The organism is Halorarum halophilum (assembly GCF_013401515.1).
Taxonomy (GTDB): domain Archaea; phylum Halobacteriota; class Halobacteria; order Halobacteriales; family Haloferacaceae; genus Halorarum; species Halorarum halophilum.
Genome location: NZ_CP058529.1, coordinates 1,662,146 through 1,687,374, shown reverse-complemented (window position 1 = coordinate 1,687,374; position 25,229 = coordinate 1,662,146). Strand labels below are relative to the sequence as shown.

Genomic DNA, 25,229 nt, shown 5'->3' with positions numbered 1-25,229 from the left:
ACCGATCGCCGACTTACCGCCGAAGCCGCGCGACGGTCTCGCCGTCGCCCGCCTCGACCTCGACCAACCCGTCGTCGGCCAGGTCCGCGAGCAGCCCGTCGAGCCACTCGCGACCGTACTCGCCGCCTGGCGCGTAGTCCACTCGGATTCGGGGGCCGAGCTTCGACAGCGGGAGTTCGTCGTACTCCTTCAGCGTCGAAACGACGCGGCCGCGGAACTGGCGCCGGCTCCCCTCGAAGCTCGGCTGCTCGGGGACGTCGGGCGCCGTGAAGTCGCCGGTCCTGTAGGCGTGACACCAGCGCCGCCACGGACAGCCGGCCTCCTCGCACCGAGGCGTCGTGCCGCAGGCGACGCCGCCCAGTTCCATGATCGCGTTGTTCCAGACCCGCGACTCGCCCGCGGGCATCAGGGACGACGCGGCCTCCTCGAACGCCGCGTCGTCGTCGGGAACGCCGAACGCGCGGTGGAGAACCCGCTTGACGTTCGTGTCCACCACGGCGTCGCCGTTGTTGAACGCGAACGAGGCGACGGCGTTCGCGGTGTACGGGCCGACGCCCATCAGCTCCTGCAGCTCGTCGGGCGACTCCGGGAACGAGCCGTCGTACTCGTCCACCACCTGGTTCGCGGCCTCGTGGAGGTACTTCGCCCGGTTGTTGTACCCCAGCGAGTGGGCCGACCAGAACGCGACGACGTCGCCGCGCTCGGCCGCCGCGAGGTCGGTCACCGCCGGCCAGCGGTCGAGGAAGTCGGCGTACGCCTCCTCGACCCGCGAGAGCTGGGTCTGCTGGCTCATCACCTCCGAGACGAGGATGCGGTACGGGTCGTCGGTCCGGCGCCACGGGAACTCCCGGTGGTCCGCCTCGTACCACGAGACGAGCGCCTCGCGGGCGGCTTCGACGTCCGCGTCGGCGGCCAGTTCCGGGAGGCGGTCCGTCATCGATAGCACCTGCGACGGGCGGGCGTTTATCGGTCACGGTCGGGGGCGACGGGTGGGGCGAACGGCCGCCCCGCACGGCCCCCTCCTGAGACTCGTCCCCGACCCCCATCCAGTGCCTGCAGAAGGTTTACAACCGGCGCTCGGTTTCGATTGTGTGTGTCGAACTCCGCCGTCTGGCTGGGTGCCGGGGTAGGACTTCTCACCGTCCCTGTAACACTGCTCGCCGGGAACTCCTACGGTCCCGTCGCGGCCGTAGTCGCAGTCGCGCTCGTGGGGATCGCCGTCGCGATGGCCGTGAAGACCGCGTAGCGTAACTGGTATCCGGCCCTCCGCCCTCTTCCGGCCATGGGACTCGACAAACTCGAGGCCGACCTCGGCGACGCGTACGGCGACCTCGACGACGAGGTGACGGTCGAACTCGACCGGGAGACGCGCAACGAACTCGCGATGCTCGCGGCGGCCTTCGACGCCGACCGCGACGAACTGATCCGACGGGGCGTCCACGCGCTGTTCCGCGCATCGGTCGACACCGGCGATCTCGACTTCAACCTCCGGCAGGGGTTCGACGTCACCTACGACGAGTACCTCGCCGGCATGACCTACGACGAGATGACCGGCCGGGACCAGTACCCCCAGCGCGACGACGAGCGCAGGTACCAGATGTAGGAACGAACCGCTTCCAAGGAACCTCTTTTACCGGGGTCCTCCTCGTTCGGGCGGCGAAGCCGCCCTCGCTCGTCGAACCCCGGTAAAACCCGTTCATGCCAAAACACCGCGAGCGCGGTCGGCACGGCTTCGCCGTGCCTCCCTTGCTCGCGGTACGACTGCTGGTGACACCGCAGTCGGTTGCTCGAAATCGTCGCAGGAGGAGTTTCGTACCGGCCGTTTCTACGCCGCTTCCTCGATCGCGTCGAGGAGCATGTCCGTGCCGATGCCGATCTCGCGTTCGGTCACGTCGAGCGGCGGGAGGATCCGCAGGACGTCGTAGCCACAGGAGAGGGTGAGCAGGCCGTCGGTGAGCGCCTCGTGCTGGACGTCGTCGCGCAGTTCCTGCGACTCGAACTCGACGCCGAGCATCAGCCCCTTGCCGCGTACGTCGGCGACGCCGTCGGGATCGGCGTCGGTCAGCGTCTCCTGGAACTGCTCGCCGCGGGCGACCGCGTTCGCTAGCAGGTCGTGCTCCTGGATCGCCTCCAGGGTGAACACGCCCTGCATCGAGGCCACGATGTCCCCGGCGCCCCACGTCGAGGAGAGCCTGGCCCGCTCGTCGGGGAACAGGTCCTCGCGGCCGATGGTCGCGCCGACCCGTGCGCCCTTCGCCGCCGTGATGATGTCGGGTTCGACGGCGTAGTGGTCCGAGCCCCACATCTCGCCCGTGCGGCCGAGCCCCGACTGGATCTCGTCGGCGATCAGGGGGATGTCGTACTCCGAACAGAGGTCGGCGACCTCCCGCATGAACGCCTCGCTCGGGAACCGGTAGCCCCCCTCGCCCTGGATCGGCTCCATGATGAGGTAGGACACCTCCTCCGCGTCGACGTGCCCGCGCTTCGGGTGGAGCTTCTCGCGCAGGACGGAGGTCTCGCCGCCGTCGACGAAGAAGCCGCACGAGCACGCGGCCGGGTCGTCGCCGGCGTCGTCGCAGAACGGGACGTCGTGGACGCCCGGAATTTCGGGGAAGTGCTTGCGGTAGACCGACTTCGAGCGGTTGAGCGACAGCGCCCCGAGCGTCCGGCCGTGGAAGGCGCCGTCGAACGTGATCCCGTACTTGCCGCCGCCGGAGTTGTCGTAGCACACCTTGATGGCGTTCTCGACCGCCTCCGCGCCGGAGTTCGAGAGGAACACGGTGTCCATCCCGTAGTGGGAGGTGACGTCCGTCAGGAGGTGCATCAGCTCAGTGGGGCCGGGGAGTGACGACTCGCCGGGGTCGCTGCCGTCGGAGAGGTAGAAGTCCTGGCCGGCGATCTTCGTCGGATCGACGAGGTCGAACTCCGCCATGCGGTCCATGATCTTCGGGTTGTTGTACCCGAGCGGCGCGGCGGCGACGTGGGAGGTGAAATCCAGCAGGACGTTGTCGTCGACGTCGGTGACGAACGGCCCCTCCGCGTCGTCGGTGATGTCCCAGACGAAGTCGTAGACGTACGTGCTCGTCGCGGCCACGTCACGGTGGTACTCGGCCCACTCCCGTGCCCGCTTCCCGGGCATCGTCGTGACGCTGGGTTCGACGGTGTCGCGGTCCATGTCGCCCGGTCGGCGGGTCGACGAATAAAGCCGACGTAATCCTTTCCGTATCGACACACCTTGCCGACCCCTGAGCCGTCGCCGCCCCCTCTCACGCGATCCGCCGGTCCGCGTCAGGCGACGGCCAGCGCGGCCGTCGCCCCGCCGGCGGCGACGAGGAGCGCGGCGCTCCAGCCGGCGACCCGCCGGGAGAACCCGCTCGGCCCCGCCGCGGCCAGTCCCACCTTGACCGCCACGCTGGCGGCTGTCGCGAGCAGCACCGCGATCACCGCGCTGTTCTCGCCGATGGTGCCGGCGCGGTACAGCAGGACGGCCGACGTCGTCGCGCCCGCCGAGGAGACGAGCCCCGAGAGGAGCGCGGTGACGTACAGCCCGGCGGTGCCGAACTCGCTCTGGGCGACCGAACTCACCGCGAGGATGAGCAGGAACACGACGCCGAACGCGAGGGCGTTCCGCAGCGAGAACGGGTCCTCGATGTCCACGTCGACGTGCGTATCCCAGTCCGCCGTCACCCCGGCGATGGCGAAGCTCCCGACCACGAGGATGCCCAGCGGGACGAACACGCCTGTGAGCATCCGTCCGTCGTGGCCGATCGTGAACGCGACGGCGATGGCGAGGTTCCGGAGCGCCATCGCAGCGTTGGCGAGCAACACCGCCGCGACCGCGTAGGAGATCCCCTCCTTGCGCCCCTTCACGTAGTCCAGCATGGTCCCGACGACGGCGGTCGAGGACGCCAGCCCGCCGAAGAAGCCGGTGACGGCGATGCCCCGGCCGCCGTACGTCCGCACGAGCGCGTAGTTCGCCATGCCGATGCCGGCGACCGTCACCACCATCAACCACGCCACGCGCGGTTCGAAGCCGATGCCGTAGACGTCCTGCTGGCCCGCAGGAAGCAGCGGGTAGATGACGAACGCGAGGATGGCGAACTCGATCATCGACCGGATCTCCTCGCGGGAGAGTTCGCCCGCGAACGAGTGGAGTTCCCGCTTCAGAACGAGCAGCGCCGAGGAGACGAACGCGACGGTCACCCCCTCGAGGATGTAGCCCCCGGCGACGAGCGCGCCGACGCCGTAGGCCGCCATGAGCGAGACGGAGGTCGTGAGCGCGAGCGAGTCCCCCTCCACGTCCTGGCGGAGCCCCCTGATGGCGAGCAGGACCCCCTGGACGATGACGAGCACGCCGCCCACGGCCAGCAGCGCCTGCCCGAGTTCGCTCTGCTCGGCGAGGAGCGTGAACACGGCGGCGACGAGGCTCGTGAGGGAGAACGTGCGGATGCCGGCCGACTTCTGCGACCACTCGCGCTCCAGGCCGAGAAAGAGTCCGAGCGCGGCGGCGAGCACGAGGCGGACCACCGGGAGCGAGAGGGGGCCCGCGAGGGCGTCGCCCTGTAGCGGAAACATGATAGTTCTCCCCTACTCGACTGCGGTCCTTTAATGTCTCCCCTGCCTATGATTCGGTTCCCGAAAGCCCTCCCACCCCGCGACACGCTTTTGTCGGTTCCGCGACCGGTGGACTGTATGTCCCTCTCGGAGGTCGACCGCGGTCGCGCGACGTGGTGGGGAGTCGGCGCGATCCTCGGCATCGCCGTGCTGTACGTCCTCTACACGTTCATCGGCACGTTCGTGTTCAGCTTCTTCATCTACTACGCGACGCGACCGGTGTACAAGCGTATTCGCCGTCGCATCCCCCAACCGAGCGTGGCGGCCGGCGTCGCCATCTTCGCGCTCGCGCTCCCGGCGCTGCTCCTGTTCACCTACGCACTGCTCGTCGTCGCCACCCAGCTCGCCGAGCTGGCCGAGGAGGCCGACGGGGCGGGCGTGTTCGACCCCACGCAGATCCCGGGCGTCGACGAGGAGCTGCTCGGGAGCGTCACCAGCCCGGAGGCCCTGCTGGCGCTCGACTGGGGTCGGTTCCTCACGTTCGAGACGGTCGGCACGGTGATCGGCTCGTTCTCGGGCGCGTTCGACACCGTGGCGGTCCTCGGCACCGCGCTCATCCACCTGTTCGTGATGCTCGCGCTGGCGTTCTACCTCCTCCGGGACGGCGGCAGGCTGAGTCGGTACTTCGTGCGGTACGCCGACGAGGGGGGCGTCATCGAGGCGTACGGGCGGGCCGTCGACGCCGACTACAAGAGCATCTTCTTCGGCAACATCCTCAACGCCATCCTCACCGGCACCATCGGCGTCATCGTCTACTCGCTGTTGAACGTGTTCGCGCCCGAGGGTGCGGCCATTCCCGCCGCGGCGCTCGTCGGCCTGCTCGCCGGCGTCGCGAGTCTCATCCCCCTCGTCGGCATGAAACTCGTCTACTTCCCCGTCGCGATCTACATGGCCGGGCGGGCGGTCGCGCTCGACGCGACCGGGACGCTGTGGTTCGTGCTCGCCTTCGCGCTCGCCTCGTTCGTGGTCGTCGACACCATCCCGGACCTCGTGCTCCGGCCGTACGTCTCCGGGCGGTCGCTCCACGTCGGGGCGGTGATGCTGGCGTACACGCTCGGGCCGCTCATGTTCGGCTGGTACGGGATCTTCCTGATGCCGATGCTGCTCGTGCTCGTCGTCCACTTCGTCAGGATCGTCCTGCCGGAACTGATCAACGGGACGGAGATCAAGCCGTACGCGGTCGACCCGTCGTACCTCACGGTCGGGGGGCCGTTCGTGTACGGGCAGAACGAGACCGACGAGGAGTGACTCCCCGCGGCGGGTGACTACTCCTCGGTGACGTCGACGTACTGGTCCTCCCAGTCGCGGCGCGCCTCGATCTCACGGCGCCCGCGGCGGGTGAGCGTGTAGTAGTTCGTCCGCCGGTCGCGCTCGCCCTTCTCGACGAGTCCCTTGTCGACGAGCGTGTCGAGGTTCGGATACAGCCGCCCGTGGTGGATCTCCTTCTCGTAGTAGTCCTCGAGTTCGTCCTTGATCGCCAGTCCGTGTGGTTCCTCCTGTCCAGCGATGACGTAGAGCAAGTCGCGCTGGAACCCGGTCAGGTCGTACATCGGTAAGTTCTCAACGAGGATTATTGTCGGTTCGAAATAAAGATATCGGCCTGCCCCCGCAAGTCAGCCGTCGACCGTTGAATTCGACCGGCTTTCCCCAGCGAGAACGAGTAAGACGACTGTGATGTCCGGGCGAACGACCATATCCGACGGCCGACACGCCCGGGCGTCCACTTTATGCCCGTTCGCGGCCTACGGGGGCGTATGCCGGAGGAAGTCCTCTTCGAGACGGAGCGGCGCCAGAGCAGGAGCGACGTCGCGGCGCTGCTTCGCGACGTGGCCGACAAACTCGACTCGAGCGACGAACTCACGCTCTCGGCCGGCGACAACACGTTGACGCTCGAGGTCCCGTCGGAGGTGACCTTCGAGGTCAAGGCCGAGCGCGAGACCGGCGGCGCCGAGGACGAACTGAGCGTCGAGTTCGAACTGGAGTGGGACGAGGGCGACCAGACCTCGGACGGCGCGCTCAGCATCGAGTAGCGCTCTCGGTCGACGCGAGAACCGACGCGAACCGATCAGTGGGAAGGACCGTTCGTTTTTCTCGCTCCTGCCGCGCCCGCAGCGTCGGTCGACGGGCGGCGTCGGCACTCGGATACGTAGAAACCAGGGGCGCCAGGCCGTAAAAACACGGCGTGGCGCCCGTGAATTGGTCCCCGCTGACGCTTCGGCCCTCCAGACGAAGCGTCGCATTCGCCTACCGGGTATTGTGACTTAAAGGTACCGGGCTATCATGGTTCCCTTATATGTACTCCTCCTCGAGCACCCAGCCCAGCGCCCGCTTGTAGTAGGTGAACATCTGCCTGATGCTCTCGTGGCGCATCTCCTCGGAGTCGAGCTGTTCTGCCAGGAACTCGTACTGCTCACGGATTTCCTCCTCGTCGCGCATACCGGGGTATACGCGGCTGGGAGTTGAAAGGAAACGGGGTGATGTGACAACGAACGGCCTGGTCGTTCCGAGCGAACCGAGGAGGGTGGACCGGACTCGGGACCGTGGTCAGCGTGCCGGATTCAGGCGGAACCGGTCGGCGTAGCAGTGCCGGTCGATGTGGCAGTGCCGGCTGACGTGGCAGTGCCAGTCGACGTGGAAGCCCCGGTCGGCGTGGCAGTGCCGTTCCCTGACGCGGAGCCGTTCGGGGTGGCGGTGCCGTTGGCCGATCCTGCGCCGTTCGAGGAATCGCCGCCCTGGTTCCCCTGGTTCTGCAGGAACTGCTGGTAGTCGTCCTGGGGGACGACGACCACCGTGAAGTACATCTGCGAGTGGGCGACGCCACAGTACTCGGCGCAGTAGCCCTGGTAGACGCCCGTCTCGAGCGTGTGGGTCTTGATGGTGTTCCGCTGGCCGGGCACCGCGTCGTGTTTCAGGCCCATGTCGGGGACGTGGAGCGCGTGGATCACGTCACGGGAGGTCACCGTGATGTACACGTCCTGGTCGACCGGGAGGACGATCAGCGGCCCCTCGACGTCACCGGCACCTTCGAGGTTCACGTCGCTCGCGGTCACGCCACTCATGTTCTCCTGGGGGTAGTTCATCTCCCAGTTCCACTGGTACGCAATCGCCTCGACGTGGACGTCGCCCTCGTCGGGCCCGGAGTTCGCGCCGGCGACGTACGTCACGTCCGGGTTCGCCAGGACGCCGTAGGAGGCGACGCCGACGAACAGCAGGATGATCGCGGTGGCGACCGTCCAGGTGATCTCCAGCCGACGGTTCTCGCGGGTCGGCTTCGCCTCGTCGGAGTCCTTGAACTTGAGGACGGTGTAGATGAGGATGACCTCCACCAGCAGCGTGATGGGGATGCCGATGTAGAGGAGCCTGTCGTTGAGCTGGTTGATCAGCCCAGCGGTCGTGGACGGCTGTGCCGCCGCCGTTCCGGCGAACAGCGCGAGACCGCCCAGGGCTGCCAGGAGGGTCCCGAGACGCTTGCCCTTCATGCTATCACGAGATTTGAACAGGCGACGTAAATACCTGCTGTCTTCCGTCGATTCCGCCCGCAGCGTTGCGGTTTCGCCCGCATCGTCGGGACGGCAATTCGACACGTCGCCGCCGTGGGCGTTCGTCGTATCGGCGGCACCGACGTTCGGCCAGTCGTCGGCAGGTCTGGGGTTCCGGCGCCTCGTTCGACCGGACGGCAGAATCCGGTTTCGGTCCGGTACGGGACGTCCTTCGAGCGCGAAGGGGCACGCCACGATACGGCCACTGGGACGGGGAAGTAGGCCGCCGTGGCGTGAAGCGGGGGGTTGATATGCCACGCGCCGATACCCCCCGCTAGTGCATACGAAGCGGCTCCCCGCCCTACTCGCCGCGACGGCGATGGGCGTGTACCTCCTGCTCGTCGTCGGCGCCACGACGGCGGTGACGGACGCGGCGGCGGCCTGCACGGCGTGGCCGGCCTGCGGCGACGGCTTCACCACCCCGGCCTCGCTCGCCGGGTGGGTCGCGCTCGGGCACCGGGCGGTCGCGTTCCTCGTCGGCCTGCTCGCGCTCGCCACCGTCGTCGTCGCCCTCCGCGAGCGACCGTCGCGACGCGTCGCGGCGTCGCTCCTCTTCGCCGCCGTCCTCTACCCGGTCCAGTCGACGCTCGGCGCGTCGATCGCCCTCGCGGGCGGCCGCGGCCCGGTCGGGACCGTCGCCGGCGTCTCGATTGCCGCGTCCACGCTCCACCTGGTCGTTGGCCTGCTCATCTTCGGCGGACTGCTGGCTGCGCTCGCCTGGCAGCTCGAGGCCGAGACGGGCGACCCGACCGAGGACCCCGCGTCCGGATCCGGGGGTCGGGACGCCCCCGCGGAACCCATCGCTCCGGGTCCCCGTCCGACCCCGCCGACTTGGCGCGAGGAACCCCTCCTGCGCGCGCGGCTCACCGCCGGAGCCTACTTCCGCCTGATGAAGCCCCGGCTGATGTGGCTCCTCTGTCTCGTCGCCTCGGCGGCGATGGCGCTCGCGGGGGGTGCGAACCTCTCGTCGCGGATCGTCGCGACGACGCTCGTCGCGGGCGCGCTCTCGATCGGCGCGTCGGGGACGTTCAACCACGTGCTCGAACGCGACGTGGACCGGAAGATGCAGCGCACGAGCGACCGCCCGCTCGCGGTCGACCTCGTCTCCGTCCGCAACGCGGTCGCGTTCGGCCTGTTGCTGTCGGCCGTCTCTGTCGGCCTGTTCGCCACCGTGAACCTCCTCGCGGCGGTCCTCGGCCTGACGGCGATCCTGTTCTACTCGGTCGTCTACACGCTGATACTGAAGCCGAACACGGTCCAGAACACCGTCATCGGCGGGGCGGCCGGGGCGCTCCCGGCGCTCATCGGCTGGGCCGCGGTCACCGGGTCGGTCGGCCTCGGCGGCATCGCGCTCGCCGCGCTCATCTTCCTGTGGACGCCGGCGCACTTCTACAACCTCGCGCTGGCGTACAGGGACGACTACGAGCGCGGCGGCTTCCCGATGATGCCGGTCGTGCGCGGCGAGACGGCGACCCGGCGCCACATCGTCTGGTACTTCGCGGGCACGCTCGCGGTCGGCGCGGCACTCGTCGGCTTCGCACGCCTCGACTGGCTGTACGCGCTCTCGGGGGCCGCCGTGGGCGCGGTGTTCCTCTGGGCGATCGTCCGCCTCCACTACGAGCGGACCGAGGCGGCGGCGTTCCGGGCGTTCCACGCGTCGAACCTCTACCTCGGGACGGCGCTGCTCGCCGTCGTCGTCGACGCGCTCGCGGTGTGACGATGGCGGCCAGCGTCGCCGGCCGCGACCTGACCGTCTCCAGGGAGTCCATCCTCCTCGGCACCCTCGCCGTAAACGTGGAACTCGCGTTCGTCGTCGGCTACTTCGCGTTCACGGACGCGACGCTCACCTCGCCGCTGTTCACCATCTACGGGCTGCTCTGGGTGAACGTCGCGTTACTCGTCTTCGCCCGCTACTCGCCGCCGAACGGGTCGCCGTCGGCCCGCCGCCGGGCCGCCCTCGTCTCCGTCGGCTACCTCGGCCTGCTCTCGGTGTTCGGCGGCATCGTCGGCCCGCCCACGCCCACGACGCCGAGCGGCCTCGGTATCGCGTTCCTCCCCCCGGGGTGGGGACCGGCGCTCGTCTACGGCGGAAACGTCGTCGCAGCCGTGCTCATGCCGGCGAAGGTGCTCGGTTACGCGGCGCTCGCGTACCTCCTCTACGGGACGCTCGTCGAGACGGCCGGTGCCGGTCTCGCGGGCCTGCTCGGCCTGTTCTCGTGCGTCTCGTGTGCGTTCCCCATCCTGGCCGGGATAGCGGCCTCGCTGTTCGGCGGCGGCGGCGCGCTGCTCGCGGCCGCGACGGGCATCGGCTACGGTCCGTCGACGCTGGTCTTTCTGGTGACCGTCGCGCTGCTGTGGTGGCGGCCTGGGTTCGAGACGTTCGGCGCGTCGCGATGAATAGAGCCGTCCGGCCACGCCACCACCTCGGTCGTCACCGGATTTACGTCGTCACGGGACAATCGTGAGCCGGAATGACAACCGTCGAGATCGAGTACTGCGTCCCCTGCGGGATGCTCGGCCGTGCACAGGACGTCCAGGCAGCGCTGCTGGAGGAGTTCGGCGAGGAACTCGACCGCGTCGCGCTCGTCACCGGCGACACCGGCGTGTTCGAGGTCCGCTCGAACGACGAGGTCGTCTTCGACAAGGAGCGCGACGAGTACGACGAGGACGCCATCGTCGACTCGGTCCGCTCGCACGTCGGCGCGACCGCGTAGGTCCCGCCGACGTATCGGCGGATCACTCGCCCCGTTTTTCCGCGGTCAGGAAGAGCCAGCCCCCGTCGTCGTCCTCGGCCAACTCGTCCGGCACGAACCGTTCGTCCGTCACGGTGAAGCCAGCCTCGCGGAGGGACTCGCGAGTCGCCTCGACGTCGGGGAACGACCACTCCATTCGCACGCCGCTGTCCAGCCAGTCGTCGTTCGCGCCCGCCCAGGCGTCCGTTCCCGCGGTGAGCAGCAGACGCGCGCCCGGCCGGGTTATCCGGGCGAACTCCGCGAACACCGCCTGGTGCTGGTCCGTGGGGACGTGGATGAGCGAGTGGAGCGCGGTCACGGCGTCGACGCACGCGTCGGCGACGGGCAGGGCGGTCAGGTCGCCGCGGACGAGCGCGGCGTCGGTCACCTCCCCCGCGCGGCGGAGTTGCTCGCCGGAGAAGTCCAGTCCCACCGCGTGGATGTCGGCCGGAAGGCGGTCGAGCACCGGCGTTCCCTGCCCGCATCCGGCGTCGAGCAGTCGACTTCCGGGCGGCAGGTCGGCGAGGAACGATTCGACGAGGGACCCCTCCGGCGGGTCGCGAGACTTCCCGTAGTCGTCCGCCAGCGCGTCGTAGCCGTCGCGGACGGCGCGCCGCTGCGCTCGTTCGTCGTCGCAGGCCGTCCGGTCGTCGCCGCCGGTCGCACGCTCGCCGTCGCCGCAATCCCAACGCCCGCCGTCGCCGTCGTCCGTCACGGGGAAGGGTCACGGAACGCCGGAAAGAAACTTGGGGTCGCACGTCACCCGGTCTCGTCGGGGCGGCCGCGTTACTCGCTCTCGTCCTCGAACTCCCGGGCCTCGGTGATGCGTCCGCGCTGGTCGTCCGAGAGTTCGATCTCCACGGCGCCGAGGTTGTCCTCCAGTTGCTCGACCGTCCGCGCGCCCACGATGGGAACGCAGGTGAACTGCGGACGCTCGATGAGCCACCGGAGAGCGACCTGCGGGGGGGTCGCGTCGAGTTCGTCGGCGACCGACCGGATCTCGTCGAGGACGCGCCAGCTCCGCTCGTCGACGTAGTAGTCCTGGAAGTGGTCGACGAGGTCCGCCCTGGAGCCCTCGGGGCCGACCGCCGAGCCGTCCTCGGCGCGCTCGTACTTGCCCGTGAGGAAGCCGCCGGCGAGCGGCGAGTACGGGCAGACCGCGAGGTCCTGGTCGGCGCAGACGTCGAGGTACTCCTCGGTGTCGCGGTACGCGGCGTGGAACAGCGGCTGGGTCACCTCGAAGCGTTCGAGGTCCTCCACGTCGCTCTTCCAGAGCATCTTCGTGAGCTGCCAGGCCGCCATCGAGGAGGCGCCGAGATAGTTGACCCGGCCGTCCTCGACGAGGCCGTTCAGCGTCGAGAGCGTCTCCTCGACGGGCGTGTCCTCGTCGAAGCGGTGGATGTAGTAGAGGTCGAGGTAGTCGGTGCCGAGGCGGTCGAGGGTGCCCTCGATCTGCCGGCGGATGTGGCCCCGCGAGAGCCCCGAGCCGTTGGGGTTGTCGGGGTCGAAGCCGAAGTACACCTTCGAGGCGAGCACGTACTGCTCGCGCTCGCGCCCGGCGAGCCAGTCGCCGATGTACTCCTCGGCGGTGCCGTTCGGGTCGCCGTACACGTTCGCCGTGTCGATGAAGGTCCCGCCGGCGTCGGCGAACGCGTCGAGGAGATCGTGCGCGTCGTGCTTGTCCGTCTCGACGACACCGTTCGATCGCTTGCCGAAGCGCCAGGTGCCGAAACAGAGGCTGGAGACCTGGGTTCCGGTGGAGCCGAGCCGTCGGTATTCCATGTCGGTCATCGGTTGTACGGTTGTGGTGGGAGCGACTAAAACGCGGGTGCTCCGACACTCGTGACTGTGTGAGTTAGGGGCGCGAACGCTGGCTCAGCATACCCGGTCGTCAGGTGGGTTGTGAAGAGGTAGATCTCTCCACCCAAGCGTCATGAGGGCCACGTCCCCCTTACCTCGGAGAACGCTCCTCGGAAGTCACCCTCGCTCGCACGCTCGCTCGCGTGACCAGCCGATTGCGATGCTCGCTCGCTTACGCTCGCTGTGCTTCTCATCTCTCGCGCGCGTCTGCTCGCCTTCGGCTCGCAGTCACGCGCGCCACCCGCTGGAATGTGCTACCACCGCACCGCTGCTGCCACCACTCGCCTTCCGCCGGGCGAACGTCCTCGGTGGACTACCGACGGCATCCACACGCGGTAGTCAGGTGGCATCGCTCGGTAACACCTCCGACGGGTGGGACTGAAAGGGGCCGCGGCTCTCGGGGAAGCCCGGCACCTCAAGCACCACAGCGAGACAACGGCGAGCGAGGAGCGCAGAGCGTGCCGCGCGAGCCGAGAGCCGCGGGGGCTTTCGAGCCAGTAGCAGTCGTCGGTAGGACGTCCGTTCCATCGAGACCGAACGCCCCGTCGAACCCAGTCCGTGATTCCCGCTTCGGAACCCTTACGCCGGCAACCACCGGAACCCGAACCAATGAGCGAGGGCCCAGTGGTCACCGCGACGGACCTCCGCAAGTCGTACGGCGACACCGTCGCGCTCGACGGCGTCTCCCTCTCCGTCGACGCGGGCGAGGTGTTCGGGCTCATCGGCCCGAACGGCGCGGGGAAGACGACGCTCGTCCGGGCGCTCACCGGGACGACCGCCGTCGAGGGCGAGGCGCGGACGTTCGGCGTCCGGCCCGCCGACGCGGACCGCTCGCGAGTCGGCCTGCTCCCGCAGGAGTTCTCCCCGCCCGAGCGACTCACGCCCCGCGAACTGCTGGCCTACTACGGCGGGCTGTACGACGAATCGCGCGACGCCGAGTCGGTGCTCGCGGACGTCGGCCTGAGCGACGACGCCGACACCTGGTACGAGGAGCTCTCGGGCGGACAGAAACGACGCGCGTGCGTCGGCGTCGCGCTCGTCAACGACCCCGACCTGCTGTTCCTCGACGAGCCGACGACCGGCATCGACCCGGCCGGCCGGCGCGACCTCTGGGAACTCCTGGAGGGCCTCGCTGCGGGCGGCACGACCGTCTTCCTCACGAGCCACTCGATGGACGAGGTCGAGGCGCTGGCTGACCGCGTCGGCCTCCTCCGCGACGGCCGACTCGTCGCGGTCGGCACGCCGGCCGACCTGATCGGCGAGCACGGCGGCCCCGCGCGACTCGTCGTCGGGACGGCGGACCCGGCCGCGACCGACGCCGGCGCCGAGGCAATCCGGGTGGCCGGGTTCCGGGTCGAACGCGGCGAAGGGGAACTCGTCGTCGAGGGCGTCACCCCCGCAGACCTCGGACGGGCGGTCGCCGCGCTGGACGACGCCGGCGTCGCCTTCGAGTCGCTGACATGGACCGAACCGACCCTGGAGGACGTGTACCTCCGGCTCACGGGCGAGCAGTTCGAAGGGGCGTTCACGCCCGGCGCGAGCGTCGTCGACGGCGAGGAAGCGGGGACTGAACCGGGGGAAGGGGAAGTGGAGGACGTCGTCGCCGGATCGGAGGTCGACGGATGAGCCGCCTCCGCCGCGTCCGCGCCGAGGCGACGGCCTCGTACCGGTCGTTCCTCCGCCGGAAGACGGCCGTCTTCTTCACGTTCTTCTTCCCGGTCATCCTCGTCGTCATCTTCGGCGCGCTCGTCCGGACCCGGCCGGGCGGCGGCGGCCTGTTCGCCGAGCCGGCGGCGTTCTACGTCCCGGGCTACCTCGCGACCGTCGTGCTGTTCACGCCGCTCTCGCGGGTCGGCTCCGAGATCGCCCGGCACCGCGACGACAACCGGTTCGAGAAGCTGGCGACCACGCCGCTCACCCGCGCCGAGTGGCTGCTCGCCCACACCGCGGTCAACGTCGCCATCATCGGCGCCGCGTCGGCGCTCATCCTCGCGCTCACGCTCCTGCTCACTGGCGCGACCATTCCCGTGACTCCGGCGCTCGCCCTACTCGTCCCGCTGGTCGTCCTCGGCGTCGTGCTGTTCTGCGGCTTCGGCGCGGTGCTCGGCCGGCTGGCCGACTCCCAGGACGGCGTCATCGCGGCCTCGAACACCATCGCGCTCCCGCTGCTGTTCCTCTCGGACACGTTCGTCACGACCGACCTCCTGCCGGGCTGGTTCGCCCCGGTCGTGAACCTCTCGCCGCTCACCTACTTCGCGCGGGGGGTGCGGGGCGTCACCTACGCCGTCGACGGCTCGCTCTACGTCCCGCCCCTCGGCGTCGTCGGGAACCTCGCCGTGCTGGCGGTCCTGGCGGCCGCCTTCTTCGTCGCCGGGGCGTACGCCATCCCGCGGACTGACTGAGATTCCCACTTTCCACCTCCGGGCCGCAACGAATCCGGCGTAGCTTCTTGACGGCACGCGCTCATCCGGACCCATGAGCGAACACGAGCCGGACGCCGACGTGGTCGTGGTCGGCGCCGGCCCGGGCGGTGCCGTCCTGAGCTACCTCCTCGCGCGGAGCGGCGTCGACGTGACGCTCGTCGAGCGCGAGCGCACCTTCGAACGGGAGTTCCGGGGATTCGGCTGGAGTCCCGGCGTCATCGAACTGTTCGACCGGATGGGCCTGCTGGAGGACCTGAAGGGACTCGACCACGAGATCGTCACGCAGGGGGCGGCGACGCTGTACGGCGAGCAGGTGGACCTGTTCGACGTGGGAACGCTCGACGCCACCCACCCGTACGTGATGATGATGGAACAGCCGGCGCTCCTCGAACTGGTCGTCTCCCGCGCCGACGGGTACGACGGCTTCACGTTCCAGCCGGCGACGACCGTCGAGGGACTCGTGACCGAGGGCGGGCGCGTCGCCGGCGTGGAGGCGCACGACCGATCGACCGACGAGGACGTGACGTTCCGGGGCCGCCTCGTCGTCGGCGCGGACGGCCGGTACTCCCGAGTTCGGTCGGCCGCCGGCATCGACGCCGGGCTGTTCGACCCGGTTCTCGACCTCGTCTGGTTCAAGCTCCCGGTCGAGGACGTCGATCCGGCCGACGACACGCAGGTCCGCATCGGCCGCGACGGCGTGCTCGTCTCGTTCGGCATCGGCGGCGGCGAGTTCCAGGTCGGCCTCCCCATCCTCGCCGGGTCGTACCCGGAGCTCCGGGCCGCGGGAATCGGGGCGTTCCGCGACCGCGTGGCGGCCATCGACCCGACGCTCCGGCCCGCCCTGGAGGAGCACATCGACGGCTACGACGACTGCTCGCTGCTGGAGGTCGCCCCCGGCCTCGCCCCGGAGTGGGTCCGGGACGGCCTCCTCCTGCTGGGCGACGCGGCCCACGTCGCCTCGCCCATCGGCGCGCAGGGAAACCCGCTCGCCGTCGCGGACGCGGTCGCCGCCCACTCGACCATCGCGGAGGCGCTGGACCTGCCGGAGACGCCCCTCCCCGCCGCGTCGCTCGCGCGGTACGAGACCAGACGCCGACCGGCGGTCGAGGAGACCATCCGGCTCCAGCGTCGCGCGGAGCGCGGGCTCGGACTGTTCCTCCGCTACGGCCGGTACGTCCCGCCGTCGCTGGCGCTCACGGGGGCGCGAGCCAGTAACTCGCTCCTCTCCAGTTCCCGATTGCTCCGTCGGGGCATCGAGCGCATGGCGCTGGGGGCGGCCGACGAACCCGTCGACACCGAGCGCTTCGTTGACTGAGGGTGGGACTCATCCCTCCCGTAGTCCGTGTTACCGACCGACTACCTGATCGGCACGCTGTCGGCGGTGCCGGGCCGCTCGCGGAGCTCCACCGGGACGGTGACGTCGCCGAAGACGCCCTCGCGGAGCACGGTCACGTCGACCGAATCGCCCGGTTCGGTGTCGACGATGAGCAGCCGGATCAGCTCCTCGCCCGACTGGACCGGCTCCCCGTCGATCGCGACGACGACGTCGCCGCCGACGGGCACCTCGCGGCCGCCGACGCGGGCGGTGCGGTCACAGCCCCGGAGCCCATCGTCGCCGGCGTCGACGACGAGGACGCCGCCGGGTTCCGGGAGCCCGTTCGCCTCCGCGATGGCGGGTGTCGCGTCGAGCGTCCGAGCGCGGAGGTACGAGTGGCGGTAGACGCCGTCCTCGACGAGCGCCGGGACGACCCGGTTCACCAGCCGCGAGGAGATCGCGAAGCCGATGTTGTCGCCACCCTTCGCGCGGTTGACGCCGACGACCTCGTAGCTCGCCTGGGGGTCCGTCTTGGCTTCGCCCGTCGACGGGTTGTCGTCCTCCGCCAATCCGACGTCGCCACCCGCGTCGGTCGATCGCGCGACCAGCGGCCCGCCGCTGTTCCCGGGGTTGATGGGGGCGTCGGTCTGCACGACGTCGGGGATGGCGAAGCCCCCGCGCGTCGCCATCGACCGGTTCACGCCCGAGACGATGCCGGCCGAGACGGAGCCGTCGAGCCCCATCGGATTCCCGAGCGCGGCGACCGGGCGGCCCGGTTCTGGGACGTCGGCGGCGACAGTCAGCGGCGGGGCGTCGTCCGGCAGGTCGGGAACCCGGACGACCGCGAGATCGGTGTAGGCGTCGGTGCCGACGACGCGGCCGGCGCGCCAGCGGCCGTCCGCGAGGCGGACGTGGACCTCCCGCTCGTCGCGGACGACGTGGTCGTTCGTCACGACGTGGCGCCGGTCGTAGACGAACCCGGAGCCGGCGCCGCGGGCGCCCGAGGAGGAGCCGACGTAGACGGAGACGACCGAGGGGGCGACGGCCTCGTAGAGCAGTTCGAAATCGAGGGAGTGCGTCCTCATCCCTCGACCTATGCGCTCGACTCGCATACCCCGCTCGCGGTCTGGACCCCGCGGCGCACGACCGGAGCCGACGTCACGGCCGATTCCCCCGTGTTTATGGACGCCGCGAGTGTTCACTCGCGCATGAGTACGCTCGAGGTGCTGCGGGAGAGCGGCGTCGTTGCCGTCATGCGAGGTGCGGAGCCTGAAACGGTCGTCGACACCGCAGAGGCGCTGGTCGAGGGCGGCGTTACGGCGCTCGAGGTGACCGCCGACACGCCCGGGTCGACGGAGATGATCCGCACGCTCTCCGAGGAACTCGACGACGAGGTGCTCGTCGGGGCCGGAACCGTCCTCGACGCGGCGACCGCGCAGTCGGCCATCGCCGCCGGCGCGGAGTTCGTCGTCTCGCCGTCGTACCACGAGGACGTGGTGGAGACGTGCAACCGCTACGGTGTCCTCGTCGCGCCGGGCGTGATGACGCCGACGGAGGCGGTCGAGGCGTTCGAGGCGGGCGCCGACGTGGTGAAGGTGTTCCCGGCCAAGACGCTCGGCCCGGACCACCTCGCCGCGATGAAGGGGCCGCTCGCGCAGATCCCGATGATCCCGACCGGCGGCGTCTCCACGGACAACGCCGGCGACTACATCGAGGCCGGAGCGGTCGCCGTCGGCGCCGGGTCCGCGCTCGTGGACCGGGCCGCGGTGGAGTCGGGCGACTTCGACGCCATCACCGAGCGGGCACGGACCTTCCGGTCGGTCATCGACGAGGCGCGGTAGTCGACGGGCGGAAGGAGGGCGCTGCCCGTCCGGGCGTCACCGCTTGGCGACGGGGTCCAGCCAGCGGGTCGAGTGGACCCACTCGGTCTCGGACGGTCCGTCGCCGTCGTACGCGAATATCTGGACGGCGAGCTGCCCGTTCAGCGGGCGGTCGCGACAGCGCTCCTTGATGGGGGCGGGCCGGAGTCTGGATTCGAACTCTGTTACGTCCGTCACTGCTGGTTCGAGAACACCACCGTCTCGTGGGTGCATTGTTAATCGCCGCCGACCCGCCTTTCGGCCCGTTTACGAGGTTCCTACCCGAGCAGGGACGTCGAGAACGCTCTCCCTATCGGTCGCTTGGGCGGGGTCCCGCCGAGGACGGATGAGTCAAACGACTCTTTCATATTCCCGAGGTATTACGACGACCCACGGAGATGGCGGGGTATGCGTCGGAAACACCTCCTCGCGGTCGTCTGCGCGCTCGCGGTCGTCCTCGCCGGCTGCTCGGGCGCGGGCGGCGGCGGCGACGGCGGCGACGGTGGCGGACTCGCCGCGGATCAGGGTGCCACTGGCGTCCCCGAGTCGACCCCGTCCGGTGGCGACAGCGCGGGCGAGCGCGGCGGGGACGACGCCGGCGGCAGCGCCGGCATCCAGGCCAGCGTCCAGAACAGGGAGATCATCTACACCGCGGAGGTGACCCTTCAGGTCGACGATTACGGGGAGGCACGCCGGCAGCTCACCGAGGCCACCACGCGGCGCGGCGGCTACGTCGGCGACGCCAGCCGGCGGGTCCGCGGCAGCGGGAACGAGACCTGGGTGGTCGGCACGATGACCCTCCGCGTCCCCTCGGGCAACTACTCCGGGGCGATGACGGCCGTGAACGACACGGGGACGGTGCTCCAGGCCACCGAGAACACGGACGACGTGACCGACCAGGTGGTCGACCTCCGCGCCCGCCTCGACAGCCTCCGGGCCGAGCGCGACCGGCTCAGGGAGCTGTACCAGCAGGCGAACGACACCGAGGAGGTGCTGGCGGTCCAGCGGGAGCTCTCGGACGTGCAGACGGAGATCGAGCGCACCGAGGCGAAGCTCCAGAGCTTGGAACGCCGGGTCGCCTACAGCACCATCACGGTCCGGATCGAGGAGCCGCGCCCGGACTACGGGCCGGTCGAGCGGACGCAGTTCCACGAGACGCCGCTGCTCGAGGCGTTCATGGAGTCGGTCGACGGGGCGATCGTGCTCGTTCGCTCCGCCGTGGTGTTCTCCGTGTACGCGCTGCCGTACGCGTTCCTCGTCGGTATCCCGGCGGTGGCGGTGGCGCTCCTCTACCGGCGCGGGCCGGACCTCCCGTAGCGGGAATCGACGGTCGGGGGTCGGCAGTCGAGGACCCGCAGTCAGTCTTTTTCGCCCTCCGAACCCTTCAGCCGACGCGGTAGACGGCCAACTTCACGCCCTTCGGCTGGCGGGTGCCGGCGGCCACGAAGACGCTCTCGGTCAACCAGGAGAGCTCCGGGTCGGCGGTCTCGAACTCCGGGACCGAGCGGAAGTAGACGTCGTCGGGGTCGACGGGGAGGCCGTCGCGCAGGCGCTCGCTGTCCTCCGGCGAGGCGAACCGGATGCCGCGGTTCTCCACGTACACCCGTGACCCGTCGTCGGTCTCGAAGGCGTACTTCGCGACGAGTTCGCTCGGACGCTCGGTACGGAACAGCTGGTAGTCCGCGCCGCCGGACAGGACGTGCCCCTCGATCCGGCCGGACACCGTCCCGTCGAGGATACGGATGATGCGGCGCTGCCCGTCGCCGGTCTCGCCGATCTCGATGGGCTCCTCGACCTCGATGTCCAGGTCGAAGGCGTGTTCGAGGGTGGGTCTGAGGTGCTCGTTCTCGTGTTCTTCGGGGTCGTTACTCATGCCTTCGGTAGTTGCGTGGGAGGGCAAGTAGTTGGTGCAGGGTTGGGGCGTACGACTCGAATAGTTTGGCGGCTGGTCCGGCCTGCGACGGAGTGTTCGAAAGCCCCCGTGGCTCTCGGGTCGGTGCGGCCGCTGCGCTCCTCACTTCGGTCGCTTCGCTCCCTCGGTTGCGGTGCTTGTCGGTCCACTCCTTCCCCGAGAGCCACGGCCCCTTTCAGTCCTACCCGACCGCGACCGCCACATCCTCCCCAGCCGATTCGCGCCTTCCCTCGCTGTCGCTCGGTCAGTCGCTCATCCCTCGCGCAATTCGGCCGCGCACAGGGCGCGGCCGCCGCGCGCCGAACAGGTGGTTTCCACCACGACGTTCGACCCACCCGACGTCATACTCCGGCCGTCGCGGCCGCTTGGGGAAGCTATTTCGGCCGCCGGCGGCACCGACGGTCGATGAGCGAACTCCCCATCGACGCCTACTACGACCTCACGCAGGTCCTCGACGTCGCCCTCTCCCCCGACGACTCCCGCGTCGCCTTCCTCGCCGACGAGTTCGACGCCGACGAGGACGAGCGAGTCGCCTCGATGTTCGTCGCCCCGACCGACGGCTCGCGCGACCCGCACCGGCTCACCCGCGTCGCCGACGCGGGGAGCCCGAAGTGGGGGCCTGACGGCGACCGCCTGGCGTTCCTCGCCGCCCGCGAGGAGGACAACGCCCGCAGGGTCGGCGGCGACGACGCCGACACCGACGACACCGATGACGATGGTGACGCCGATGGCGACGGTGACGACGAGGACGGGACCGCCGGAGGCGACGACGAACCGAAACGGCAGGTCTGGCTGTTCGACCTCGCGCTCGGGGGCGACGCCCGCCAGGTGACCGAATTCAACGAGGGTGCGGCGGAGTTCGACTGGAGCCCCGACGGCGACCGCCTCGTCGTCGCCGCGCGCGACCCGACCGAGGAGGAGCGAGCGTACCTCGACGAGCGGGAGGAGGGCGGACCCGTGGAGACCGAACGCCTCCAGCACAAGCTCGACGGCGTCGGCTACACCGACACCGTGCGGACGTACCTCCACGTCGTCGACGTCGACTCCGGCGACGCCGAGACGCTCGAGGACGCCCACGACGGCGGCGCGTTCGCGGACCTGAGCGGCCTCCAGCCGGCGTGGGGGGCGACCGACCGCATCGCCTTCTGCGCGTACCACGGCGACGACGGGGACGCGACGCTCGTGACCGACGTGTTCACCGTCGCGTCGGACGGAACCGGCCTCCGGAAGCTCACCGACTCCGACCTCTCGGTGAACTCGCCCGAGTGGTCCCCCTCGGGCGACCGCGTCGCGTTCGCCGCCGGCGACCCGGAAAACTGGTGCGTCCCGACGCAGGTGTACTGCTACGAGGACGGCGAGTACGAGTCACTGACCGCCGACCTCGACCGGACGCTCGCCCGTGGCGCGACCCTCCACTGGGCCGACGAGGAGACCGTCTACACCACGATCGGCGACGAGGCCCGGACCCGGCTCGTCCGCGTCTCGGCCGACGGGACCGTCGAGCGCGTCTTCGAGGCCCAGGGGACCGACCGCGCGCTGGAGAACGTCGACGTCGGCGACGGGCGGACCGCCCTGGTGTTCTCGCACCCGAGCGACGGGCAGGACGTGTACGCGGTCGACACGGCCGACCTCGACGCCCGTCCCGGCGGCGACTCGGATTCCGACTCGGACGCCGGGGCAGAACCGGATTCGCTCACCCGCCTCTCCGAGGTGAACGCCGACCTCACCGCCGAGTACGCGATGCCCGAGGTACGGCGCGTCGAGTGGGAGAGCGACGGCGAGTCCATCTCGGGGATCGTCTACCACGACCCCGACGTGGACCCCGAGTCGGGCGACCACCCGCTGGTCGTCGCCATCCACGGCGGCCCCGTCAGCTATGACGAGCCGACCTTTTCGTTCGACCATGCGGTCCTCACGTCGCGGGGCTACGTCGTCCTGCGACCGAACTACCGGGGCGGCTCCTCGTACGGCCGGGACTTCTGCGAGGCGCTCCACGGCCAGTGGGGAACCCACGAGGTGACCGACATCGCCAACGGCGTGGAGTCGATGGTCAAGCGCGGCTGGGTCGACCCCGAGCGCGTGTTCGGCTACGGCTTCTCCTACGGCGGCATCGCCCAGGGGTTCCTCGTCACCCAGGAGCCGGAGCTGTTCGCGGCCGCCGCCCCCGAACACGGCATCTACGACCTCCGGTCGGCGTACGGTACCGACGACTCCCACCTCTGGATGGAGAACGAGTACGGCTACCCGTGGGAGGTGCCCGAGGAGATCGACGCCTCCTCGGCCATCACCGACGTGGGGAACCTCGAGACGCCGCTGCTCGTCACGGCCGGGAGGGAGGACTGGCGCTGCCCGCCCTCCCAGTCCGAACAGCTGTACGTCGCCGCGAAGGCGCGGGGCGTCGACGCGCGGCTGGTGCTCTACGAGGACGAGCACCACGACATCGGGACGCCGGACCGCGCCGTTCACCGGCTGGAGGAACTCGTCGCGTGGTACGAGCGTCACGACCCGGCCGTCGGCGACGACGCGGGAACCGACCCGCACGGACGCTCGGAGTCGGCGTAGTCTCGACTTCGCCGGTCCCGGACCGGCGGTATTCCGCGGCCCCCGGCGGTGGGAGTGACTCGGTATCATCCGTCCGGTCAAATGGGAATACCTTACAGGCACGACACCGAACACACCGACAATCCAGCGCGGCGGACTATCCGTCCGCATCTACTACACATGAGCCAACCATACGACGCGGTGATCGCAGGCGCCGGCCCGGCGGGGGCTCAGTGCGCCCGCGACATCGCCGCACGAGGGTACGACGTGGTCGTCCTCGAGACGGAGACGGAGGAGGAGTTCCCGAGCAGGAGCAACAAGTCGACGGCGGGGACGTTCCCCTCGACGATGTCCTCGTTCGGCATCCCCGACGACGTCGTGATGAACTTCACCGACAGCGTCGTCATCGAGTCGCCGAACCACCACTACGAGCGGACGCAGTCCGGGGCGGTCCTGGAGTTCGCCGACTTCAAGAACTGGCTCGTCGAGGAGGGGCGCGCCGACGGGGCGGAGTACTGGTTCGACGCGCGGGTGTCGAAGCCCCTGATGGAGGACGGGGAGATCGTCGGCGTCGTCTACAACGGCGACGAGGAGGTCCGCGGCGAGGTCGTCATCGACGCGACCGGTCCGAGCGCCCCGCTCGCGAAGAAGCTCGGCGTGGCCGATCTGGAGCGCGAGAACCAGGCGATCGGCATCGAGTACGAGTACGAGGGCGTCGACGTCGACGCCGACGGCTACGCGGACCTGACCGACGCGATGATGCTCCGGCTCGACCACCGGATGGCGCCCGGCGGCTACTCGTGGCTGTTCCACACCGGCGAGGACACCGCGAAGGTCGGCGTCTGCTACCTCCAGAACGAGGGCCACCGCGAGAACGCCCGCGACGGCTTCACCATCGACGACTACCTCACGAACTGGGTCGACACCGATCCCCGGTTCGAGAACGCCGAGCGCATCGCGGGGAAACAGCACCGCGGCTCCGCGCACATCCAGCTCCCGACGGGCCTGTCGACGGACAACTTCATGGCCATCGGCGACACCGTGCCGTCGATCGACCCGCTCTGGGGCGAGGGGATCGCCAAGTGCATGCGCTCGGGCCGGGCCGCCGCCGCCACGGTCGACGCCTGTCTCACCCCCGACGAACCGGACACGAGCGCCGAGGCGACGTCCGTCTACGACAGGCTCTGGCACGAGGACGTCGCGCCCAAGGCGCGCTACCGGCTGATCATGACCGAACTGCTCTACCTCGGCTCGAACGAGCGGTACGACCGGCTAGTGTCCGACCTCAACCGCCTCGGCGAGGACACCCTGAAGCGCGCCAACGAGGGGAACCTCCGGGCGCTCTTCGGCCTGCTGAAGGCTCGAGACGTTCCACTGGTCGCGAAGTACACGCGGAACCAGCTGTCAGGGTAAGTCGTCGGTCCGTCGTCCAAGGATACGTCTACGTCCACGGCCGCTCTGCAGCTGCCGCAGCGGGACCTACCCCCCGTCCTCGGGCTCCAGTTCGACGTCCCGTCCGACGAGCGCGACGTGACCGTAGTTGAGCAGGCCGACGAACACCGTCCCGCCGATCACGTTCCCGAGCGTCGTCCAGGCCAGGAAGTGGACGAATCCGGCCGCCGAGACCCCCTGACCCAGCAGCAGCGCGGTCAGCACCTCCGTCGCCCCGAGGATGCTGTGGTGGAACGGCGCGAACCCGATGGCGCCCGTCCCGAGCACGACGAACGCCGCGCGACCGATGGTGTCGCGGCTCGCCGCCGAGAGCCACGTGACCATCCCCATCAGCCACCCGGCCAGCACGCCGCTGAGGAGGATCGACCACCAGGGGAGCGGGACCAGCGCGCCCGCGAGGCTTCCGAACGCCGAGGCCGCGAGCACGTCGCGGGAGGCGACGACGCCCGCCAGCAGGATCGAGAACACGACGCAGCCGACGAGGTTCGACGAGTACGTGATCGCCCACAGCCGGGCGAGATCGCGCGTCGACGACCGCCCGTCCAGCACCGGCAGGATGCCCATGGTCGAGTGGGCGGTGAACAGCTCCGTCTGGCCGACGACGACGAAGAGGAACGCGATCGAGGACGCCCCCGCCAGCGCGGTCTGCTGGACGAGGTCCGACTGGAACCCCCCGGAAAGGGTCAGGACGAGTCCCATGAACAGCGCGCCGAAACTCAGGTTCAGCCCCGCCCCCACCCCCGACAGGAACAGCCCCGCCATGGGTCGGTTCATCTCCGTCAACGCGTTGTCCATCTCCCGTTCGAGGATGTTCCGATACGAGAGCGACGCGCCGGAAGGGTCCTCGGCGTCATCGGCGTCCTCGACAGCCATATCCCCGATTCACGTCGGCGCCTGTTAAGGCGCGGGGCCGAAATCGGGGGCGGAGCCTCGAATCGGGTGCCTCGGAGGTGGGTTGAAACCCTCGACGACCGTACCCCCG

The 25,229-nt window shown here is 69.8% G+C and carries 26 protein-coding genes; 14 read left to right on the top strand and 12 right to left on the bottom strand.

Translation table 11 applies throughout. The features are described from left to right. Nucleotides 1-13 precede the first annotated feature (13 nt). Entirely contained in the window at nt 14-937 is a 924-nt protein-coding gene (locus HUG10_RS08595; protein ID WP_179169181.1) for an A/G-specific adenine glycosylase, read from the bottom strand. A 156-nt stretch (nt 938-1,093) separates the two neighbouring features. On the opposite strand from HUG10_RS08595, the gene HUG10_RS08590 reads away from it, so the two are divergent. Continuing rightward, complete coding sequence (locus HUG10_RS08590; RefSeq protein ID WP_179169180.1) at nt 1,094-1,246, top strand: hypothetical protein; 153 nt, start codon at nt 1,094-1,096, stop codon at nt 1,244-1,246. A 36-nt stretch (nt 1,247-1,282) separates the two neighbouring features. Beyond that, a complete protein-coding gene (locus tag HUG10_RS08585) occupies nt 1,283-1,603 on the top strand; it encodes a hypothetical protein (protein WP_179169179.1) in 321 nt (106 codons plus the stop codon). A 222-nt stretch (nt 1,604-1,825) separates the two neighbouring features. On the opposite strand, the gene HUG10_RS08580 is transcribed toward HUG10_RS08585, so the two are convergent. Together HUG10_RS08580 and HUG10_RS08575 are read right to left on the bottom strand one after the other, a co-directional pair. Next, a complete protein-coding gene (locus tag HUG10_RS08580; RefSeq protein WP_179169178.1) occupies nt 1,826-3,175 on the bottom strand; it encodes an aminotransferase class III-fold pyridoxal phosphate-dependent enzyme in 1,350 nt (449 codons plus the stop codon). A 113-nt stretch (nt 3,176-3,288) separates the two neighbouring features. After that, nucleotides 3,289-4,575, bottom strand: a complete 1,287-nt coding sequence (locus HUG10_RS08575) for an MgtC/SapB family protein (protein WP_179169177.1) — start codon at nt 4,573-4,575, stop codon at nt 3,289-3,291. Nucleotides 4,576-4,692: 117 nt separating this feature from the next. Here HUG10_RS08575 and HUG10_RS08570 point away from each other — a divergent pair, with 117 nt between their 5' ends. Beyond that, complete coding sequence (locus HUG10_RS08570; protein WP_179169176.1) at nt 4,693-5,862, top strand: AI-2E family transporter; 1,170 nt, start codon at nt 4,693-4,695, stop codon at nt 5,860-5,862. A gap of 17 nt (nt 5,863-5,879) precedes the next feature. Here HUG10_RS08570 and HUG10_RS08565 read toward each other — a convergent pair whose 3' ends face one another. Then, nucleotides 5,880-6,164, bottom strand: a complete 285-nt coding sequence (locus HUG10_RS08565; RefSeq protein ID WP_179169175.1) for a PadR family transcriptional regulator — start codon at nt 6,162-6,164, stop codon at nt 5,880-5,882. Between the two features lie 204 nt (nt 6,165-6,368). Between HUG10_RS08565 and HUG10_RS08560 the strand changes: the two genes are divergently transcribed. Continuing rightward, the gene (locus tag HUG10_RS08560) at nt 6,369-6,644 is read left to right on the top strand and encodes an amphi-Trp domain-containing protein (RefSeq protein WP_179169174.1); all 276 of its coding nucleotides are present in this window, start codon (nt 6,369-6,371) and stop codon (nt 6,642-6,644) included. A 259-nt stretch (nt 6,645-6,903) separates the two neighbouring features. On the opposite strand, the gene HUG10_RS08555 is transcribed toward HUG10_RS08560, so the two are convergent. Together HUG10_RS08555 and coxB are read right to left on the bottom strand one after the other, a co-directional pair. Beyond that, entirely contained in the window at nt 6,904-7,050 is a 147-nt protein-coding gene (locus tag HUG10_RS08555; RefSeq protein WP_179169173.1) for a hypothetical protein, read from the bottom strand. 122 nt (nt 7,051-7,172) lie between these two features. Further along, nucleotides 7,173-8,093 carry a cytochrome c oxidase subunit II gene (gene coxB, locus HUG10_RS08550; RefSeq protein WP_179169172.1) on the bottom strand — a complete coding sequence of 307 codons (921 nt, stop codon included), beginning with the start codon at nt 8,091-8,093 and terminating at the stop codon, nt 7,173-7,175. 379 nt (nt 8,094-8,472) lie between these two features. Between coxB and HUG10_RS08545 the strand changes: the two genes are divergently transcribed. From HUG10_RS08545 to HUG10_RS08535, 3 genes are all read left to right on the top strand, one after another. After that, nucleotides 8,473-9,870, top strand: a complete 1,398-nt coding sequence (locus tag HUG10_RS08545; protein WP_179171032.1) for a heme o synthase — start codon at nt 8,473-8,475, stop codon at nt 9,868-9,870. Between the two features lie 2 nt (nt 9,871-9,872). Continuing rightward, complete coding sequence (locus HUG10_RS08540; protein WP_179169171.1) at nt 9,873-10,550, top strand: DUF7546 family protein; 678 nt, start codon at nt 9,873-9,875, stop codon at nt 10,548-10,550. Nucleotides 10,551-10,624: 74 nt separating this feature from the next. Then, nucleotides 10,625-10,867 (top strand): SelT/SelW/SelH family protein, encoded by a 243-nt coding sequence (locus HUG10_RS08535; RefSeq protein ID WP_179169170.1) that lies wholly within the window; start codon nt 10,625-10,627, stop codon nt 10,865-10,867. Between the two features lie 22 nt (nt 10,868-10,889). Here the strand turns inward: HUG10_RS08535 and HUG10_RS08530 are convergent, their stop codons facing one another. Together HUG10_RS08530 and HUG10_RS08525 are read right to left on the bottom strand one after the other, a co-directional pair. Continuing rightward, entirely contained in the window at nt 10,890-11,600 is a 711-nt protein-coding gene (locus tag HUG10_RS08530) for a class I SAM-dependent methyltransferase (RefSeq protein WP_179169169.1), read from the bottom strand. A 71-nt stretch (nt 11,601-11,671) separates the two neighbouring features. Next, nucleotides 11,672-12,667 (bottom strand): aldo/keto reductase, encoded by a 996-nt coding sequence (locus HUG10_RS08525; RefSeq protein ID WP_179171031.1) that lies wholly within the window; start codon nt 12,665-12,667, stop codon nt 11,672-11,674. 687 nt (nt 12,668-13,354) lie between these two features. Between HUG10_RS08525 and HUG10_RS08520 the strand changes: the two genes are divergently transcribed. From HUG10_RS08520 to HUG10_RS08510, 3 genes are all read left to right on the top strand, one after another. Continuing rightward, on the top strand, nt 13,355-14,371 hold the full coding sequence (locus HUG10_RS08520) for an ABC transporter ATP-binding protein (protein ID WP_179169168.1): 1,017 nt from the start codon (nt 13,355-13,357) through the stop codon (nt 14,369-14,371). Beyond that, the gene (locus tag HUG10_RS08515) at nt 14,368-15,147 is read left to right on the top strand and encodes an ABC transporter permease (protein ID WP_179169167.1); all 780 of its coding nucleotides are present in this window, start codon (nt 14,368-14,370) and stop codon (nt 15,145-15,147) included. Before HUG10_RS08520 ends, HUG10_RS08515 begins: the two co-directional genes overlap by 4 nt. A gap of 73 nt (nt 15,148-15,220) precedes the next feature. After that, on the top strand, nt 15,221-16,483 hold the full coding sequence (locus tag HUG10_RS08510) for an FAD-dependent monooxygenase (RefSeq protein ID WP_179169166.1): 1,263 nt from the start codon (nt 15,221-15,223) through the stop codon (nt 16,481-16,483). A gap of 41 nt (nt 16,484-16,524) precedes the next feature. Here the strand turns inward: HUG10_RS08510 and HUG10_RS08505 are convergent, their stop codons facing one another. Then, entirely contained in the window at nt 16,525-17,568 is a 1,044-nt protein-coding gene (locus HUG10_RS08505; protein WP_179169165.1) for a S1C family serine protease, read from the bottom strand. 96 nt (nt 17,569-17,664) lie between these two features. Between HUG10_RS08505 and HUG10_RS08500 the strand changes: the two genes are divergently transcribed. After that, nucleotides 17,665-18,324, top strand: a complete 660-nt coding sequence (locus tag HUG10_RS08500) for a bifunctional 4-hydroxy-2-oxoglutarate aldolase/2-dehydro-3-deoxy-phosphogluconate aldolase (RefSeq protein ID WP_394354988.1) — start codon at nt 17,665-17,667, stop codon at nt 18,322-18,324. 36 nt (nt 18,325-18,360) lie between these two features. Here the strand turns inward: HUG10_RS08500 and HUG10_RS08495 are convergent, their stop codons facing one another. Further along, entirely contained in the window at nt 18,361-18,540 is a 180-nt protein-coding gene (locus HUG10_RS08495; RefSeq protein WP_179169163.1) for a hypothetical protein, read from the bottom strand. Nucleotides 18,541-18,750: 210 nt separating this feature from the next. Here HUG10_RS08495 and HUG10_RS08490 point away from each other — a divergent pair, with 210 nt between their 5' ends. After that, nucleotides 18,751-19,659 carry a DUF4349 domain-containing protein gene (locus tag HUG10_RS08490; RefSeq protein ID WP_179169162.1) on the top strand — a complete coding sequence of 303 codons (909 nt, stop codon included), beginning with the start codon at nt 18,751-18,753 and terminating at the stop codon, nt 19,657-19,659. Between the two features lie 67 nt (nt 19,660-19,726). Here HUG10_RS08490 and HUG10_RS08485 read toward each other — a convergent pair whose 3' ends face one another. After that, on the bottom strand, nt 19,727-20,215 hold the full coding sequence (locus HUG10_RS08485; protein ID WP_179169161.1) for a DUF3237 domain-containing protein: 489 nt from the start codon (nt 20,213-20,215) through the stop codon (nt 19,727-19,729). A gap of 444 nt (nt 20,216-20,659) precedes the next feature. Here HUG10_RS08485 and HUG10_RS08480 point away from each other — a divergent pair, with 444 nt between their 5' ends. Both HUG10_RS08480 and HUG10_RS08475 read left to right on the top strand, forming a co-directional pair. Then, the gene (locus HUG10_RS08480) at nt 20,660-22,816 is read left to right on the top strand and encodes a S9 family peptidase (RefSeq protein WP_179169160.1); all 2,157 of its coding nucleotides are present in this window, start codon (nt 20,660-20,662) and stop codon (nt 22,814-22,816) included. 159 nt (nt 22,817-22,975) lie between these two features. Continuing rightward, nucleotides 22,976-24,208 carry a digeranylgeranylglycerophospholipid reductase gene (locus HUG10_RS08475; RefSeq protein ID WP_179169159.1) on the top strand — a complete coding sequence of 411 codons (1,233 nt, stop codon included), beginning with the start codon at nt 22,976-22,978 and terminating at the stop codon, nt 24,206-24,208. 66 nt (nt 24,209-24,274) lie between these two features. Here the strand turns inward: HUG10_RS08475 and HUG10_RS08470 are convergent, their stop codons facing one another. Beyond that, nucleotides 24,275-25,120, bottom strand: coding sequence for a formate/nitrite transporter family protein (locus HUG10_RS08470; RefSeq protein WP_218780667.1), 846 nt, complete (start codon nt 25,118-25,120; stop codon nt 24,275-24,277). Between the last annotated feature and the right edge of the window lie 109 nt (nt 25,121-25,229).